17 protein-coding genes and 1 tRNA gene are annotated in these 13,428 nt (G+C 66.8%); 9 read left to right on the top strand and 9 right to left on the bottom strand.

Annotated features, from left to right (window positions below; translation table 11 throughout):
* Positions 1-164 precede the first annotated feature (164 nt).
* Positions 165-491 carry a heat shock protein HspQ gene (hspQ, locus tag AC04PT_RS08505; RefSeq protein ID WP_482873223.1) on the bottom strand — a complete coding sequence of 109 codons (327 nt, stop codon included), beginning with the start codon at positions 489-491 and terminating at the stop codon, positions 165-167.
* Between the two features lie 198 nt (positions 492-689).
* Between hspQ and AC04PT_RS08500 the strand changes: the two genes are divergently transcribed.
* Positions 690-1,274: a transglycosylase SLT domain-containing protein gene (locus tag AC04PT_RS08500; RefSeq protein WP_482873222.1), complete on the top strand. Its 585-nt coding sequence runs from the start codon at positions 690-692 to the stop codon at positions 1,272-1,274.
* A 117-nt stretch (positions 1,275-1,391) separates the two neighbouring features.
* Entirely contained in the window at positions 1,392-1,703 is a 312-nt protein-coding gene (locus AC04PT_RS08495; protein WP_482873221.1) for a DUF1244 domain-containing protein, read from the top strand.
* Positions 1,704-1,774: 71 nt separating this feature from the next.
* Here AC04PT_RS08495 and AC04PT_RS08490 read toward each other — a convergent pair whose 3' ends face one another.
* The 5 genes from AC04PT_RS08490 to dgcN all read right to left on the bottom strand — a co-directional run bounded on the left by AC04PT_RS08490 (position 1,775) and on the right by dgcN (position 5,878).
* Positions 1,775-2,047, bottom strand: a complete 273-nt coding sequence (locus AC04PT_RS08490; RefSeq protein WP_482873220.1) for a hypothetical protein — start codon at positions 2,045-2,047, stop codon at positions 1,775-1,777.
* A 268-nt stretch (positions 2,048-2,315) separates the two neighbouring features.
* The gene (locus AC04PT_RS08485) at positions 2,316-3,179 is read right to left on the bottom strand and encodes a D-amino-acid transaminase (protein WP_482873219.1); all 864 of its coding nucleotides are present in this window, start codon (positions 3,177-3,179) and stop codon (positions 2,316-2,318) included.
* 30 nt (positions 3,180-3,209) lie between these two features.
* Positions 3,210-3,827 (bottom strand): 3'-5' exonuclease family protein, encoded by a 618-nt coding sequence (locus tag AC04PT_RS08480; RefSeq protein WP_482873218.1) that lies wholly within the window; start codon positions 3,825-3,827, stop codon positions 3,210-3,212.
* A gap of 2 nt (positions 3,828-3,829) precedes the next feature.
* Complete coding sequence (gene dgcA, locus AC04PT_RS08475) at positions 3,830-4,795, bottom strand: N-acetyl-D-Glu racemase DgcA (RefSeq protein WP_482873217.1); 966 nt, start codon at positions 4,793-4,795, stop codon at positions 3,830-3,832.
* Between the two features lie 81 nt (positions 4,796-4,876).
* Positions 4,877-5,878 (bottom strand): N-acetyltransferase DgcN, encoded by a 1,002-nt coding sequence (gene dgcN, locus AC04PT_RS08470; protein ID WP_482873216.1) that lies wholly within the window; start codon positions 5,876-5,878, stop codon positions 4,877-4,879.
* A 273-nt stretch (positions 5,879-6,151) separates the two neighbouring features.
* Between dgcN and AC04PT_RS08465 the strand changes: the two genes are divergently transcribed.
* The 3 genes from AC04PT_RS08465 to AC04PT_RS08455 all read left to right on the top strand — a co-directional run bounded on the left by AC04PT_RS08465 (position 6,152) and on the right by AC04PT_RS08455 (position 8,861).
* Positions 6,152-7,111, top strand: a complete 960-nt coding sequence (locus AC04PT_RS08465) for an L-malyl-CoA/beta-methylmalyl-CoA lyase (RefSeq protein WP_482873215.1) — start codon at positions 6,152-6,154, stop codon at positions 7,109-7,111.
* Positions 7,112-7,205: 94 nt separating this feature from the next.
* The gene (locus AC04PT_RS08460) at positions 7,206-7,820 is read left to right on the top strand and encodes a LysE family translocator (RefSeq protein WP_482873214.1); all 615 of its coding nucleotides are present in this window, start codon (positions 7,206-7,208) and stop codon (positions 7,818-7,820) included.
* 75 nt (positions 7,821-7,895) lie between these two features.
* Positions 7,896-8,861, top strand: a complete 966-nt coding sequence (locus tag AC04PT_RS08455) for an acetyl-CoA carboxylase carboxyltransferase subunit alpha (protein ID WP_482873213.1) — start codon at positions 7,896-7,898, stop codon at positions 8,859-8,861.
* 284 nt (positions 8,862-9,145) lie between these two features.
* Here the strand turns inward: AC04PT_RS08455 and AC04PT_RS08450 are convergent, their stop codons facing one another.
* Together AC04PT_RS08450 and AC04PT_RS08445 are read right to left on the bottom strand one after the other, a co-directional pair.
* Entirely contained in the window at positions 9,146-9,793 is a 648-nt protein-coding gene (locus AC04PT_RS08450; protein WP_482873212.1) for a GntR family transcriptional regulator, read from the bottom strand.
* 44 nt (positions 9,794-9,837) lie between these two features.
* Positions 9,838-10,527, bottom strand: a complete 690-nt coding sequence (locus AC04PT_RS08445) for a M48 family metallopeptidase (protein ID WP_482873211.1) — start codon at positions 10,525-10,527, stop codon at positions 9,838-9,840.
* 104 nt (positions 10,528-10,631) lie between these two features.
* On the opposite strand from AC04PT_RS08445, the gene AC04PT_RS08440 reads away from it, so the two are divergent.
* From AC04PT_RS08440 to AC04PT_RS08425, 4 genes are all read left to right on the top strand, one after another.
* Positions 10,632-10,955 (top strand): TIGR02300 family protein, encoded by a 324-nt coding sequence (locus AC04PT_RS08440; RefSeq protein WP_482873210.1) that lies wholly within the window; start codon positions 10,632-10,634, stop codon positions 10,953-10,955.
* Between the two features lie 96 nt (positions 10,956-11,051).
* Positions 11,052-11,127: transfer RNA gene (locus tag AC04PT_RS08435), tRNA-Ala, on the top strand.
* Between the two features lie 124 nt (positions 11,128-11,251).
* Entirely contained in the window at positions 11,252-11,725 is a 474-nt protein-coding gene (locus AC04PT_RS08430) for a hypothetical protein (protein ID WP_482873209.1), read from the top strand.
* 73 nt (positions 11,726-11,798) lie between these two features.
* Entirely contained in the window at positions 11,799-12,146 is a 348-nt protein-coding gene (locus tag AC04PT_RS08425; RefSeq protein ID WP_482873208.1) for a hypothetical protein, read from the top strand.
* A gap of 47 nt (positions 12,147-12,193) precedes the next feature.
* Here the strand turns inward: AC04PT_RS08425 and AC04PT_RS08420 are convergent, their stop codons facing one another.
* Positions 12,194-13,399, bottom strand: a complete 1,206-nt coding sequence (locus AC04PT_RS08420; protein ID WP_482873207.1) for an LL-diaminopimelate aminotransferase — start codon at positions 13,397-13,399, stop codon at positions 12,194-12,196.
* Positions 13,400-13,428 lie beyond the last annotated feature (29 nt).

Below are 13,428 nucleotides of genomic sequence, written 5' to 3'. Positions count from 1 at the left end.
CCGGATCAGGGTCCGGGGCGCCGGCGTGTCGATGCCGAGGGCAATGCCTCGCGGCCGGGCGCAGAGATCCCGGATCGGGTCCGGGACAGGGGTGCGTGACAGGGTGATGCCCGGGGCCGACGTCTATGGCAGCGGTAGGATGGGTGCTCGGCACCCATCGCCCGTCAGTTCAACTGGAAGTGCAGCGGGTAGGAGCCATCCTCGAACTCGCCGAACAGGTCGGGGATGTCGGGGTGGTCCACCGGGCGGCCGGAGTAGTCCGCGACGAGGTTCTGCTCGGACACATAGGCCACGTAGAAGCTCTGATCGTTTTCCGCCAGCAGGTGATAGAACGGCTGGTCGCGCAGCGGGCGCGCGTCCTCGGGGATGGCGTTGTACCATTCCTCGGTGTTGTTGAATTCAGGGTCCACATCGAAGACCACCCCGCGGAAGGGGTGTTTCCGGTGCCGGACGACCTGGCCCAAGTGATATTTTGCCCGTGATGTCTGCATACCGGAGTGACCTCTATTGCGGCAGAATAGCGTCATCAAGGGGGAAATGTCCATTTTACCGCCGGAATTTTCAAGGAAACAGTCTGTGAACCGCCGCCCGACAGTAAACCGCCGTTGCCGGAAAACGTGATTTTACTGGCACGCGGTTTCGGCTAGGATAACGCAAAAGACGTCACGACAATAACGAGCGAGAGGCCCATGAGCAGAGTCCTTCGCGCCATGGTGATCGTGCTGGCCGTCGCGTCCTGCGGCGGAGGCAATCACAGCGCGCCGCGCAATCTTGACGACGCATGTTCGATCCTCGATCAGCGTCCGAAGTACTTCAAGGCGCTGCGCGCCACCGAGCGGCGCTGGGGCGTGCCGGTGCACGTGCAGATGGCCACCATCTACCAGGAGAGCAAGTTCATCGGCAACGCACGCACGCCGCTGCGCTATACGCTGGGGGTCATTCCGATGGGCCGGCAGAGTTCGGCCTACGGCTATGCGCAGGCGCTGGACGCCACCTGGGATGAGTACAAGCAGGAGACGGGAAACCGCCGCGCCAAGCGCGACAAGATCACCGACGCAACCGATTTCATGGGCTGGTACATGAACAAGACCCGCGACCGCAACGGCATCTCGTTGCAGGACGCGCGCAACCAGTACCTGGCCTATCATGAGGGTCACACCGGCTATTCCCGCGGGTCGTTCAACCAGAAACCCTGGCTGATGCGCGTCGCCAGCGAGATCGGCACCCGGGCGCTGACCTATCAGGTGCAGCTGGCGACCTGCCGGCGGACCTGACGCCGGCCCGGGTTGGCGTTCGACAGCCGGCCGGATGTGGCGGGCGCGCGACCGGCGGGGGTTTCCCCGGTCCCCGCCCTGCCCCATATAGCCCCTGACAAGCCAAGGGAGACAGAGATGGACGACCAGACCCGCATCGAACTGGAGGCCGCGGCCTTCCGCACCCTGCGTGACCACCTGATGGAAAAGCGCACCGACGTGCAGAACATCGACCTGATGAACCTGGCCGGGTTCTGCCGCAACTGCCTGTCGCGCTGGTACCAGGAGGCCGCCAATGCGCGCGGCATCGAGATGGACAAGGCCGAGGCCCGCGAGATCTTTTACGGGATGCCCTACGACGAGTGGCGCGACAAGCACCAGACCGAGGCCGGGGCGGACAAGCAGGCGGCCTTCAAGGAGGCCTTCGCCAAGAACGTCGGCGAGGGCTGACCGGGGCGGCACGGCGAACGGTGAGGTCCCGGATCAGGTCCGGGACGGGGCTGCGGTATTCCGGGCGGAGATCAGCCGAACTGGCGGCGGGCGAGTTGCGCGCCGCGGTGATCGGTGTCGAAGCGCATGATGCCGGTGCGTTCGGCTTCGAGATCGGCTTCGAGCGTGGCGATGCGGGCGTCCTTGTCGGCCTGAAGGCCCACGGCGGTGCGCAGTTCGGCCCGCAGCCGTTCCAGCTCGGCCTTCTGGGGTGTGCAGGCGCGGATGCGGCCGCGCAGCATCCAGCCGAGACCGAGGCCCATGCAGACAGAAATCACCGTGATCAAAACCCAATTATCGAACATACGCTTCCCCACAGACGCAAATACGTTCGCCGCGGGATGGTAGCACGTCGCTGGGTGGCAAGGCCTGCATCCGCCGTAAGCGGGAGCCTCGCGTGGCGCACATCGGCAGCGCGCCTGCCCGGTGACGTGACCGGATACCCGTCGGCCACGTAGCGAGGAAAACACCAGCCGAGGGGGTGCGCTCAAGGGACATCGCCCGGACCGCGGCATATCTGCGACAGAGCGTGGCATTTGCGTCCCGGTTTGGCGGTAACAGCCGGGGCGCGGGTCAGGTGGCGGCCTTGCGGCTCTCGTCTATGTAGATTTGGCGCAGGCGGGTCGCAACCGGGCCGGGCGTGCCGTCGCCCAGGTCCTGCCCGTCGAGGCGCACCACCGGCATGACGAAGGTCGACGCCGAGGTGATGAAGGCCTCGTCGGCCTGAAGCGCCTCGTCCAGCGTGAAGCTGCGTTCCTCGACCTGCATCTGCGCCTCTTCGGCGAACCGCAGCACGGCGGCGCGGGTGATTCCGTGCAGGATGTCGGTCGACAGCGCGCGGGTGATGATGCGGCCGTCCTTGACGATATAGGCGTTGTTCGAGGTGCCTTCGGTGACATGGCCGTCCTCGACCATCCAGGCGTCGTCGGCGCCGGCGGCCTTGGCCATCATCTTGCCCATCGAGGGATAGAGTAGCTGCACCGTCTTGATGTCGCGGCGGCCCCAGCGGATGTCCTCGATCGAGATCACGCTGATACCGCGCCGCGCCGCCGGGCTGTCGGCGAGGCCGGGCTTCGACTGGGTGAAGAGCACCACGGTCTGCGGTGTCGTCTCGGGATCGGGGAAGGAAAAGTCCCGGTCTGCGGGCGCGCCGCGGGTGATCTGGAGGTAGACGAGGCCCTCGTCGATGTCATTGCGGGTGATCAGCTCGCGGTGGATCGCCAGCAGGGTGTCGTCCTCCATCGGCATCTCCATGTCCAGTTCCGCCAGCGACCGGCGCAGCCGCCGCGCGTGGCCGGCAAAGTCGATCAGCTTGCCGTCCAGCACCGAGGTCACCTCGTAGACGCCATCGGCCATCAGGAAGCCACGGTCGAAGATCGAGACCTTGGCTTCGGTTTCGTGCAGGTAGTCTCCGTTGACGTAGACGGTGCGGGTCATGGCGGGTCTCCGGTTGCGCGTGGGTGCGGGTCAGGGATGCAGGGTGAAATCGTCGGGCAGAAGCCGTCCCTGCCGCAGCAGGTGTTGCAGGACAAGCGCGACCGAGACCGCGTCGCCGACAGCGTCATGGCCGCGCAGGTCGGGACAGTCGATGCCGAAGTGGGCGGTCATGGTGTTGGAGCGCAGCGCGTGGATGTCCTTTAGGGGGACACCGGCGCCTTGCAAGAGGACCGGGGCGTTGCCGAACCGGTCGGCAGGGATCGGCGGCGTGATTCCGGCGACGTAGCAGCTGATCGCCACGGCGTTAAATTCGTCCTTGCCCCAGGCCCAGAACGGGGCGGCACCGGCGAAGGCGTCGAAAGCGGCCAATGCGTCGCGCAATGGCTGGCCCTCGTCCGTCAGGCGGTCCTCGGTCAACCCGGTCAGCCGGGTGAACAGCGCCGACAGCGGCACCCGGGCGCCATGGCGGTCGATGGGGGTCACCAGCGCCTCGAACTGCTCGTCCAGCGCGAAATCGCTTTCCAGCGACAGCCGGACCGCGCCCAGTTGCACGAGGATCGGGTCGGGGTCCTGCGGTCCGCACCAGAAGCGCTGCGGCGCGCCGGCGTCGGTCAGGAACTCGCAATCCCAGATCACCGCGTGGGCCATCGTCACCCCCAGAGCGCCGCGGCGGGCGGATGCACCCCGGCGGTGTCGAATGTCAGTGGCGGCTCGCGGTCCTCGGCCAGCAGCAGCGGCCCGTCGAGGTCGATCACGGCGGCGCCCTGCGCCAGCAGCACGGCGGGCGCCATCGCCAGCGACGAGCCGACCATGCAGCCCACCATGACGCCGTAGCCTTCGGCGCGGGCGGCGTCGCGCAGGGCCAGAGCCTCGGTCAGGCCGCCGGTCTTGTCGAGCTTGATGTTGACCATATCGTACTTGCCCTTGAGGCCGGCCAGCGAGGCGCGGTCATGGCAGCTTTCGTCGGCGCAGACCGGCAGCGGCCGCGCCAGTCCCAGCAGCGCGTCATCCTCGCCGGCGGGCAGGGGCTGCTCGACCAGCTCCACCCCCAGCCGCAGCAGGTGCGGGGCGAGATCGGCGTAGACCTCGGCGCTCCAGCCCTCGTTGGCGTCGACGATGATCCCGGCCTTGGGCGCCCCGGTGCGGACCGCCTCGAGCCGGGGCATGTCGTCGGGGGTGCCGAGCTTGATCTTGAGCAGCGGGCGGTGGGCGTGTTTCGCGGCCTGTGCGCGCATCGCCTCTGGCGTATCCAGCGACAGCGTGTAGGCGGTGATCTCGGGCCCCGGTGCAGGCAGCCCGGCAAGGTCCCAGACCCGGCAGCCGGCCTGCTTCGCCTCGAGATCCCACAGCGCGCAATCGAGTGCGTTGCGGGCGGCCCCGGCGGGCAGCGCCTGCTGCAACTCGCCGCGGGTGATCGCGTCGGGCAGTCCGGCGATCTCGGCCGCCACCGTGTCCATCGTTTCGCCGTAGCGGGCATAGGGCACGCATTCGCCCCGGCCCGTCACACCGCCGCGCGTCACCGTCACCGTCAGCACCTGCGCCTCGGTCCGCGACCCGCGCGAGATGGTGAACACCTCCGCCAGCCGAAACACGTCGCGTGTCACCGTGATACTCACACCCGCTCCTTCATCTTGCCCGATAAACTCCCGCCGGAGGCTCCTGCCCCGTCCGCGCGCGCCTCCGCCCGCTGCGGCACGCTACAGCGCCGTCAGCGCCTCTGCCAGCCGGTCCGCGCCCTGACGGAACGGATCGACGGTGGGCAGGCCCATGCGGTCTTCGACCTCCGCGAGGTAGCGGAGCGCCGCGTCCTCGGCCATGTTGGCGGTGTTGATCGAAACGCCCACCACCTGGCACGCGGGATTGGCGATCCGCGCCAGCGGCAGCGCCATGTCGCGCAGCGCCTCCAGCGAGGGCAGGCCATAGTCCGGCAGGCCGCGCATGTGGCTCCGGGTGGGTTCATGCGACAGGATCAGCGCGTCGGGCTGGCCGCCGTGGATCAGCGCGAGGGTCACGCCGGAGAAGGAGACGTGGAACAGGCTGCCCTGCCCTTCGATGATGTCCCAATGGTCGGCATCGTTGTCGGGCGTCAGCCATTCCACCGCGCCGGCCATGAAATCGGCGACCACCGCATCCAGCGGCACGCCCTCGCCGGTGATCAGGATGCCGGTCTGGCCAGTCGGGCGAAAGGTGCTTTTCAGGCCCCTCGCCTGCATCGCGCGGTCCAGCGCCAGCCCGGTGTACATCTTGCCGACCGAACAATCGGTGCCCACCGCCAGCACCCTTTTGCCGGTGCGTTTGACGCCGTTGGCGATGGGATAGGCGGTGTCGGGAACGCGCACGTCGTGCAGTGCGCGGCCGCAGGCGCGGGCCTTTTCGACAAGGTCGGGCTCGTCCCGCAGCAGGTTGTGCAGGCCGGAGGCGAGGTCGAAGCCCTGATCCAGCGCCGCGAGGAGCACCTCTTTCCATGCCGGCGAGATCACCCCGCCGCGGTTGGCGACACCGACCACGAGCGTCTTCGCCCCGGCTTCGCGCGCCTCTGCGAGGGTCATGTCGGCAAGGCCGAGATCAGCGCCGCAGCCCGCCATCCGGTACTGGCCGACGGCGTTCTCGGGCCGCCAGTCCTTGATGCCCTGCGCGACCTTGGCGGCGAGTCCATCGGGGGCGTCGCCGAGAAACAGCAGGTAGGGGGTTTCGATCATCGAAGGCTCCTGTCGCAGATTTGCACAGACTCGTAGCATCCCACGCCCCGCGCGCCATGCCTATTTCACCGCATCCATCGGCTTATTCCGCAGAGGCTTGCGCCGAGAGGCGGCTTTATCGAAGGATCGTGCGCGGCATCGGGGTGCGGGCGCGGGCGGTGCGACGCGGCGGCAGCCGAATGCTGCACCTGCAAAATTACCTTGCGGAGCGCCACGCAATTTCATATCGCTTGAAGCCAGCAAGACGCAACTTCCTTACTCAAGAGGTCCGCCATGTCCTTCCGTATCCAGCCCCAGCCCGCCGCCCGTCCGAATCGCTGCCAGCTGTTCGGCCCCGGCTCGCGCCCGGCGATCTTCGAGAAGATGGCCGCGTCGGAGGCGGATGTCATCAACCTCGACCTCGAGGATTCGGTGGCCCCGTCGGACAAGGACAGCGCACGTCAGAACATCATCCAGGCGATCGGCGACATCGACTGGGGCAAGAAGTGGCTGAGCGTGCGGATCAACGGGCTGGACACGCCCTATTGGTATCGTGACGTTGTGGACCTGCTAGAGCAGGCGCCGGAGCGACTGGACCAGATCATGATCCCCAAGGTCGGCTGCGCCGGCGATATCTATGCGGTGGACGCGCTGGTGACGGCGGTCGAGGCGGCCAAGGGACGGTCGAAGAAGATCGCCTTCGAGGTGATCATCGAAAGCGCCGCCGGGATCGCGCATGTCGAGGAAATCGCCGCCGCCTCGCCCCGGTTGCAGGCGATGAGCCTTGGCGCGGCGGATTTCGCGGCGTCGATGGGCATGGCGACGACCGGCATCGGCGGCACGCAAGAGAACTACTACATGGCGCGGAACGGTGAAAAGCACTGGTCGGACCCGTGGCACTGGGCGCAGGCGGCGATTGTCGCGGCCTGCCGCACCCATGGCGTGCTGCCGGTGGATGGGCCGTTCGGCGATTTCAGCGACGACGACGGCTTCCGCGCGCAGGCGCTGCGGTCGGCGACGCTGGGGATGGTGGGCAAGTGGGCCATCCACCCCAAGCAGATCGCGCTGGCCAACGAGGTGTTCACCCCGTCTGAGGAGGCGGTGAGCGAGGCGCGCGAGATCCTCGCCGCGATGGAGGAGGCCAAGGCCAAGGGCGAAGGCGCCACGGTCTACAAGGGGCGTCTGGTGGATATCGCGTCGATCAAGCAGGCCGAGGTGATCGTGAAGCAATCCGAGATGATCGCGGGCGGCTGATCCGAGTTTGCGTGGGGCTGCGGCCTTTGGTGTCGCGGTCCCGGCGCGCATTTTGCGATTTCCATTGCGGGTGTTTTGCGTCACATCTCCGGCCATGACCGTCGAGATCTTCACCGCTCTGGCCGCCTTTGCCTTCGTCACCGTCATCACACCGGGGCCGAACAACCTGATGCTGATGGCCTCGGGCGCGAATTTCGGGTTCCGGCCGAGCCTGCCGCACATGCTGGGCATCATCCTGGGTTTCCCGGCAATGGTGCTGCTGGTGGGGCTGGGGGTGATGCGGGTGTTCGACCTCTGGCCGCCGTTGCGCGGCGTGCTGATGGTGGGCTCGGTCCTCTACATGCTGTTCCTGGCGTGGAAGATCGCCCATGCCGCGCCGCCGGGCGACGTGCCGGAGGACGCCGGCCGCAGGCGGGCGCGACCGCTGACCTTTCTGCAATCGGCGGGCTTTCAGTGGGTCAATCCCAAGGCCTGGTCGATGGGGCTGAGCGCGATCACGCTCTACGCCGCCGGGCGCGATCTGCAATCGGTGCTCTGGGTCGCGGGCGTCTATGTCGCCGTTGGGATGATCAGCACCACGACCTGGGTGGTGCTGGGCCGCGAGCTGCGGCGTTTCCTGCGCGATCCGGGGCATCTGCGATGGTTCAACCGGGCGATGGCGGCGCTGCTGCTGGCGTCGCTGGTGCCGGCACTGCTGGCGGCGGCCTGAGCCGGTCCTGACGCCTGCATTATTGCATCCCCGCCCGCGCCGCGCCATATACGGGCGCAAGCAAAGGAGTGTGGGATGGCGCATTATCTCGATTTTGAGAAACCGCTGGCCGAGATCGAGGGCAAGGCCGAAGAGTTGCGGGCCATCGCCCGGCAGAGCGACGATCCGATGGACGTGGACGAAGAGGCCGGCGCACTGGACCGCAAGGCCGCGTCGATGCTCAAGGATCTCTACAAGGACCTGACGCCGTGGCGGAAATGCCAGGTGGCGCGGCATCCGCAACGGCCGCATTGCAAGGATTACATCGAGACGCTTTTCACCGAGTTCACGCCGCTGGCCGGCGACCGCCAGTTCGGCGAGGACCTTGCGGTGATCGGCGGGCTGGCGCGGCTGGGCGACAGGCCGGTGATGGTGATCGGCCACGAGAAGGGCCACGACACGCAGTCGCGGCTGGACCGCAATTTCGGCATGGCGCGGCCCGAGGGCTATCGCAAGGCGGCGCGGCTGATGGACATGGCCGACCGCTTCGGCCTGCCGGTGATCACGCTGGTGGACACGGCCGGGGCTTATCCCGGCAAGGGCGCGGAAGAGCGCGGCCAGTCCGAGGCCATTGCGCGGTCGACCGAGGCCTGCCTCGCGGTGCGGGTGCCGCTGGTGTCTGTGATCATTGGCGAGGGCGGCTCGGGCGGGGCGGTGGCCTTTGCCACGGCCAACCGGGTGGCGATGCTGGAGCATTCGGTCTATTCGGTGATCTCGCCCGAGGGCTGCGCCTCGATCCTGTGGAAGGATGCCGAGAAGATGCGCGAAGCGGCGCAGGCGCTGCGGCTGACGGCGCAGGATCTGCACAAGCTGGGGGTCTGCGACCGGATCATTCCCGAACCGCTGGGCGGTGCGCAGCGCGACCGGTCTGGAACGATGAAGAGCGTGGGCCGCACGATCGGGCTGATGCTGGACGAGTTGCAGGGCAAGGACGGCGATACGCTGCGCCGCGAACGGCGGCAGAAGTTCCTGGACCTGGGGTCGAAGGGGCTGGCGGCGTAAGAGCGCCCGTGTCCCGGACCTGATCCGGGACCTCCGGGTCAGGCTGGGCGAGAGGCCCCGGATCGGGTCCGGGGCGGGGTACCGCAATCTCGGGCCGGGCGCTGAGCCGCGCAGTCGGCGACCTCCGGGGAGGCGATCCGATACCAGTGAAAGCCACTTGATACCTCAGTTGCCGTAGACCTTCTGACCGTCACACATCCCACACCATATCGCCTCCCCGTGGGGGAGGTCGGGGATTGCGCGGCGGGCTTCGCCCTTGATTCCGCGCAGGGAGTGCAATCGCCTCAGTTGGTCAGCATCCGCAAACCCTGTGTCACGTCCGAGCGCACGGCAAGCCGCAGGCCGGGTTCGTCCCCGGCCTTCAGCGCGGCGATGATCAGGCGGTGATAGTGTGGCGCTTCGGTGCGCCGCAGCCGGCCATAGAGGGCCCGCATTGTGGGACCGAGTTGCAGCCAGACGGTTTCCGCCATCGCCAGCATCGCCGGGGCCTGGGCGCGGAGGTAGAGCGTGCGGTGGAAATCGAGGTTGGCGCGGATGTAGCCCACCGCATCGCGGTTTGAAATGACGTCCGCGATCACCGTGTTGATGCTCTGCAGCCGTTCGATCAGGGCGATGTGCGCGCGCGGCAGGGCGCGGCTGGCCAGTTCGACCTCGATCAGCGAACGCAGGGCGGCCAGTTCCTCGATCCGGTCGTTCGACAGCTCCGGCGTGGAGACGCGGCCCGATGACGACAGCGACAGCGCGCCCTCGGCCACCAGCCGGCGCACCGCTTCGCGCGCGGGTGTCATCGAGACGCCGTATTCGGCGCCGATGCCGCGCAGGGTCAGCGCCACGCCGGGGGCGATTTCGCCATACATGATCTGCGACCTGAGGCGGCGGTAGACCCTGTCGTGGGTCGAGGACGCGGTGTCGGGCTTGGGATTGACCAGCATGGTGCCGAGTGTGATCACAAACGCAAGCAGCCGCAAGCCCGGCGTCAGGTGAAGCGGATGCGGTGAAGCGCCGCGCCTTCGCCCTGTAGCCAGCGGCGCTGCGCCTCCCACGGACCGTAGAGCTGCTTCACCACGGCCCAGAAGGCGGCGGAGTGGTTCATCTCGGCCAGATGCGCGACCTCGTGCGCGGCGACGTAATCCAGCACGTCGGGCGGGGCCATGATCAGCCGCCATGAATACATCAGCCCTCCCTGCGACGTGCAGCTGCCCCAGCGCGAGCGTGTGTCGCGGAGGGTGAGCTTTGTGTAGGGGCGGCCCAGCCGGGCGGCGTAGCGGTCGGAGGCCTCGGCCAGCCGGGCGCGGGCGCGGGCCTTGAGGAACCCGGCGACGCGGGCGGCGCAGCGGTCGGGGGTGCCGGGGACCATGAGGCTCCCCTCTTCGATGCGGACAGAGCGGCCAGGGCCAGGCGCGACAGTCAGCAGGCGGCCCTCGACCGGAAGCGGCACACCGTAGCCCACATCGAAGCCGTCGTCCTGACGGGCGAGGTGACCGCGCAGCCATGCCTCTTTCTCGCGGGCGAATTCCAGTGCTTCGCGCTCGGGGATATTGCGCGGACGGGTCAGCGTCACGGTGCCGTCGAGCGCCGAGATCCGCAGCGTGATCCGACGCGCACGCGCCGAGGTGCGCAGACGCAGGGCAACCGGGGGGTTGCCGGCAAGAACGTGCTGGCCCATATGACCCTCTCAACCCGGCCCGCGGCAAAGGCTTTGACACCGCATGCGTGTTATGGCAGGGGACCGCAATTGCCCGCAAGACGGAATGCTCTGAAAGGATGCCCATGCCCAAGGAAGAATGGGGAACCAAACGTGTTTGCCCGACCACCGGCAAACGGTTCTACGACCTGAACGCCAACCCGATCGTCAGCCCCTACACCGGCGAGACGCTGGAGTTCGACGCCTCCAAGAACCGGATGATCGAAGCCGATGCCGAAGACGCGGTCACGGCCAAGTCGAAGGCCAAGGAAGAGGACGCGGTGATCGAGGATGACGCCGATGACGTCGATGTCGATCTCGACGACGACCTGCTGGAAGACGACGATGACGACGACAACGTGTCGCTCGACGAGATCGCGGATGTGGCGTCGGAAGACGACGACTCGTGATGTGACAAAATCTGGTGCCGGGGGGCAGATTTTCGCTTGAACCTCCCCGCGCCTTTGCCTATGACGCACGCCACGAGGACGATGCGTCATCGGTCCGGGGCCTTAGCTCAGTTGGTAGAGCGCTACAATGGCATTGTAGAGGTCAGGGGTTCGACTCCCCTAGGCTCCACCATTTCCCTTTATCAGATATCGGCTGACAGCCCACAGAGTGTCGGCTGGTTCGCTGCTCCGACCGTCACGGCGCGGTCTCACCTCGGCGCGAGCTGACGCAAGGTCACTGCTTGTCATGGAATGGCTTGTCCAGAATCATGCGTCGGGAAGGGCGGAACTATCTGAATGATTTCAAGGGAGACGAGACTTCAATGTTGAAGAAAGTGATTGCGGGCGGCGTGCTCGCCCTTGCGCTGACCGGTGGCGCAATGGCCGAGGAGGCCGATTACGGCAGCATTGAATTGACCGGCCTGTCGCGGGAGATGTCCTGGCCCTACAACGCGCCGGGCACGGCCCATTCGATGGTCTGCAATGTCAATGGACCGGATGGCTACCTGTCGATCCGCAGCAAGCCCAATAGCAAGTCCAAGATCAAGCGCAAGCTGAAGCGGCTGGCGCTGGTCGTTGTCGATACCAACAAACGGCAAGGTAACTGGATCTGGGTCAGAACTGCCCACCGCTCGTTCTCGCCGGAAGGCAAAAGGCTGGATCGCAACACGCCGATCAAGGTGTTCGGTTGGGTCCACGACGGGCACCTTTGCGATTTCATCGATTACTGACACTGCCAGGGGTGGTCCGACCGCCCTGTGCGGCGCGCCCCTGATTTCGTCTGAGCATATAAGGAAGACCTGAATGGCCTTGACTACCCTGCGCGCCCCGCTGGGCACCGCATTGATCGCCGCCGCCGCAGCGCTTGGGGCGACCGCGCTTTCCGCGAAATCCGCCACGTGCTTTACCGGCGTTATCGGCGATTACCACTGCGAGTTCACGTTCGACGGCAACGACGGCAGCTTTACCGCCCGGTCGAAGACCCATGGCATCATGATGCTGTCGATCCACAGCCCGGGCTTGGGCGAGATGTTCTATCGCGACGAGAAGATGGACCAGACCTTCCGGCGCGGCATGTTCAAGCGCATGCCCGACAATCAGGCCTGCTGGCAATCGGTGGACGATCCGCAGGATATCTTCTGCGCCTATTGAGACAGGAGGGACCGGCCCCCTGCGGGCCGGACCCTTCGCTGCGGACCCTAGCCGCCCTGCGCGGGCGCGTTGATGCCCTCGGACTGGAACCAGCGTTTGACGTTGCGCGCGGCCTGGCGAATGCGCTGTTCGTTCTCGACCATGGCGATGCGGACGTAGCCTTCGCCGCGCGGGCCGTAGCCGACCCCGGCCGCGACCGCGACGTTGGCATTGCTCAGCATCTGCTTGGAGAACTCGAGCGAGCCCAGATGGGCCATCGCCGGCGGCAGCGGTGCCCAGGCGAACATCGAGGCGGCGGGCGCGGGGATTTCCCACCCGGCCCGGGCGAAGCTTTCCACCATCACGTCGCGGCGGTTCTGATAGCGGGCGCGGTTCTCGGCGACGATGTCCTGAGGGCCGTTCAGCGCGGCGCAGGCGGCGGCCTGGATCGGCGTGAAGGCCCCATAGTCGAGGTAGGATTTGACCCGCGTCATGGCGGCGATGAGCTTGGGGTTGCCGACCGCGAAGCCCATCCGCCAGCCGGCCATGGAATAGCTTTTCGACAGCGAGGTGAATTCGACCGCGACATCCTTGCCGCCGGGCACTTCGAGGATCGAGCGGGTCGGCTTGCCGTCGTAGTAGAGCTCGGAATAGGCGAGATCGGAGATCACGTAGAGGCTGTTTTCCTTGGCGAAGGCCACGAGGCGTTCGTAAAAGGCGATGTCCACGGTCTCGGCCGTCGGGTTCGACGGGTAGTTGACCACCAGCACCTTGGGTTTCGGGCGGCAGTCAGCGACGGCGCGTTCGAGGCATTCGAAGTAGTAGTCGTCGGGCGTGGTGGGCACCGCGTGGATGGTGGCGCCGGCCATTATGAAACCGAAGGTGTGGATCGGGTAGGAGGGATCGGGCGCCAGCACCACGTCCCCGGGCGCGGTGATCGCGGTGGCGAGGCTGGCCAGCCCTTCCTTCGAGCCCATGGTGACGACGACCTCGGTCTCGGGGTCGAGATCGACGTTGAACCTTGTGCCGTAGTAGTTTGCCTGTGCCCGGCGCAGTCCCGGGATGCCCTTGGATTGGGAATAGCCGTGGGCGTCGGGCTTTTGCGCCACTTCGATCAGCTTGTCGATGACGTGCTGCGGCGGCGGCAGGTCGGGATTGCCCATGCCCAGATCAATCACGTCCTTGCCGGCGCGCCGGGCGGCCGCGCGCATCGCGGTGACTTCGGCGATGACATAGGGGGGCAGCAGGCTGAGGCGGTAGAATTCGTCTGACATGATGGGCTTTTCGGGTTTGGGAACGGGAT

The organism is Litorisediminivivens sp. KMU-197 (assembly GCF_056858395.1).
Note: the sequence above shows the minus strand (reverse complement) of the source record. Positions and strands in the feature narration are given on the sequence as shown.

What these genes read in the sequence shown, in the direction of transcription:
- AC04PT_RS08455 (WP_482873213.1), top strand. Translation starts at nt 7,896, where the DNA reads ATGGCGCATTATCTCGATTTTGAGAAACCGCTGGCCGAGATCGAGGGC.
- AC04PT_RS08495 (WP_482873221.1), top strand. Translation starts at nt 1,392, where the DNA reads ATGGACGACCAGACCCGCATCGAACTGGAGGCCGCGGCCTTCCGCACC.
- AC04PT_RS08420 (WP_482873207.1), bottom strand. Translation starts at nt 13,399, where the DNA reads ATGTCAGACGAATTCTACCGCCTCAGCCTGCTGCCCCCCTATGTCATC.
- AC04PT_RS08445 (WP_482873211.1), bottom strand. Translation starts at nt 10,527, where the DNA reads ATGGGCCAGCACGTTCTTGCCGGCAACCCCCCGGTTGCCCTGCGTCTG.
- AC04PT_RS08480 (WP_482873218.1), bottom strand. Translation starts at nt 3,827, where the DNA reads ATGGCCCACGCGGTGATCTGGGATTGCGAGTTCCTGACCGACGCCGGC.
- AC04PT_RS08485 (WP_482873219.1), bottom strand. Translation starts at nt 3,179, where the DNA reads ATGACCCGCACCGTCTACGTCAACGGAGACTACCTGCACGAAACCGAA.
- AC04PT_RS08440 (WP_482873210.1), top strand. Translation starts at nt 10,632, where the DNA reads ATGCCCAAGGAAGAATGGGGAACCAAACGTGTTTGCCCGACCACCGGC.
- AC04PT_RS08460 (WP_482873214.1), top strand. Translation starts at nt 7,206, where the DNA reads ATGACCGTCGAGATCTTCACCGCTCTGGCCGCCTTTGCCTTCGTCACC.
- AC04PT_RS08490 (WP_482873220.1), bottom strand. Translation starts at nt 2,047, where the DNA reads ATGTTCGATAATTGGGTTTTGATCACGGTGATTTCTGTCTGCATGGGC.
- AC04PT_RS08450 (WP_482873212.1), bottom strand. Translation starts at nt 9,793, where the DNA reads ATGCTGGTCAATCCCAAGCCCGACACCGCGTCCTCGACCCACGACAGG.
- AC04PT_RS08465 (WP_482873215.1), top strand. Translation starts at nt 6,152, where the DNA reads ATGTCCTTCCGTATCCAGCCCCAGCCCGCCGCCCGTCCGAATCGCTGC.
- dgcN (WP_482873216.1), bottom strand. Translation starts at nt 5,878, where the DNA reads ATGATCGAAACCCCCTACCTGCTGTTTCTCGGCGACGCCCCCGATGGA.
- hspQ (WP_482873223.1), bottom strand. Translation starts at nt 491, where the DNA reads ATGCAGACATCACGGGCAAAATATCACTTGGGCCAGGTCGTCCGGCAC.
- AC04PT_RS08425 (WP_482873208.1), top strand. Translation starts at nt 11,799, where the DNA reads ATGGCCTTGACTACCCTGCGCGCCCCGCTGGGCACCGCATTGATCGCC.
- AC04PT_RS08500 (WP_482873222.1), top strand. Translation starts at nt 690, where the DNA reads ATGAGCAGAGTCCTTCGCGCCATGGTGATCGTGCTGGCCGTCGCGTCC.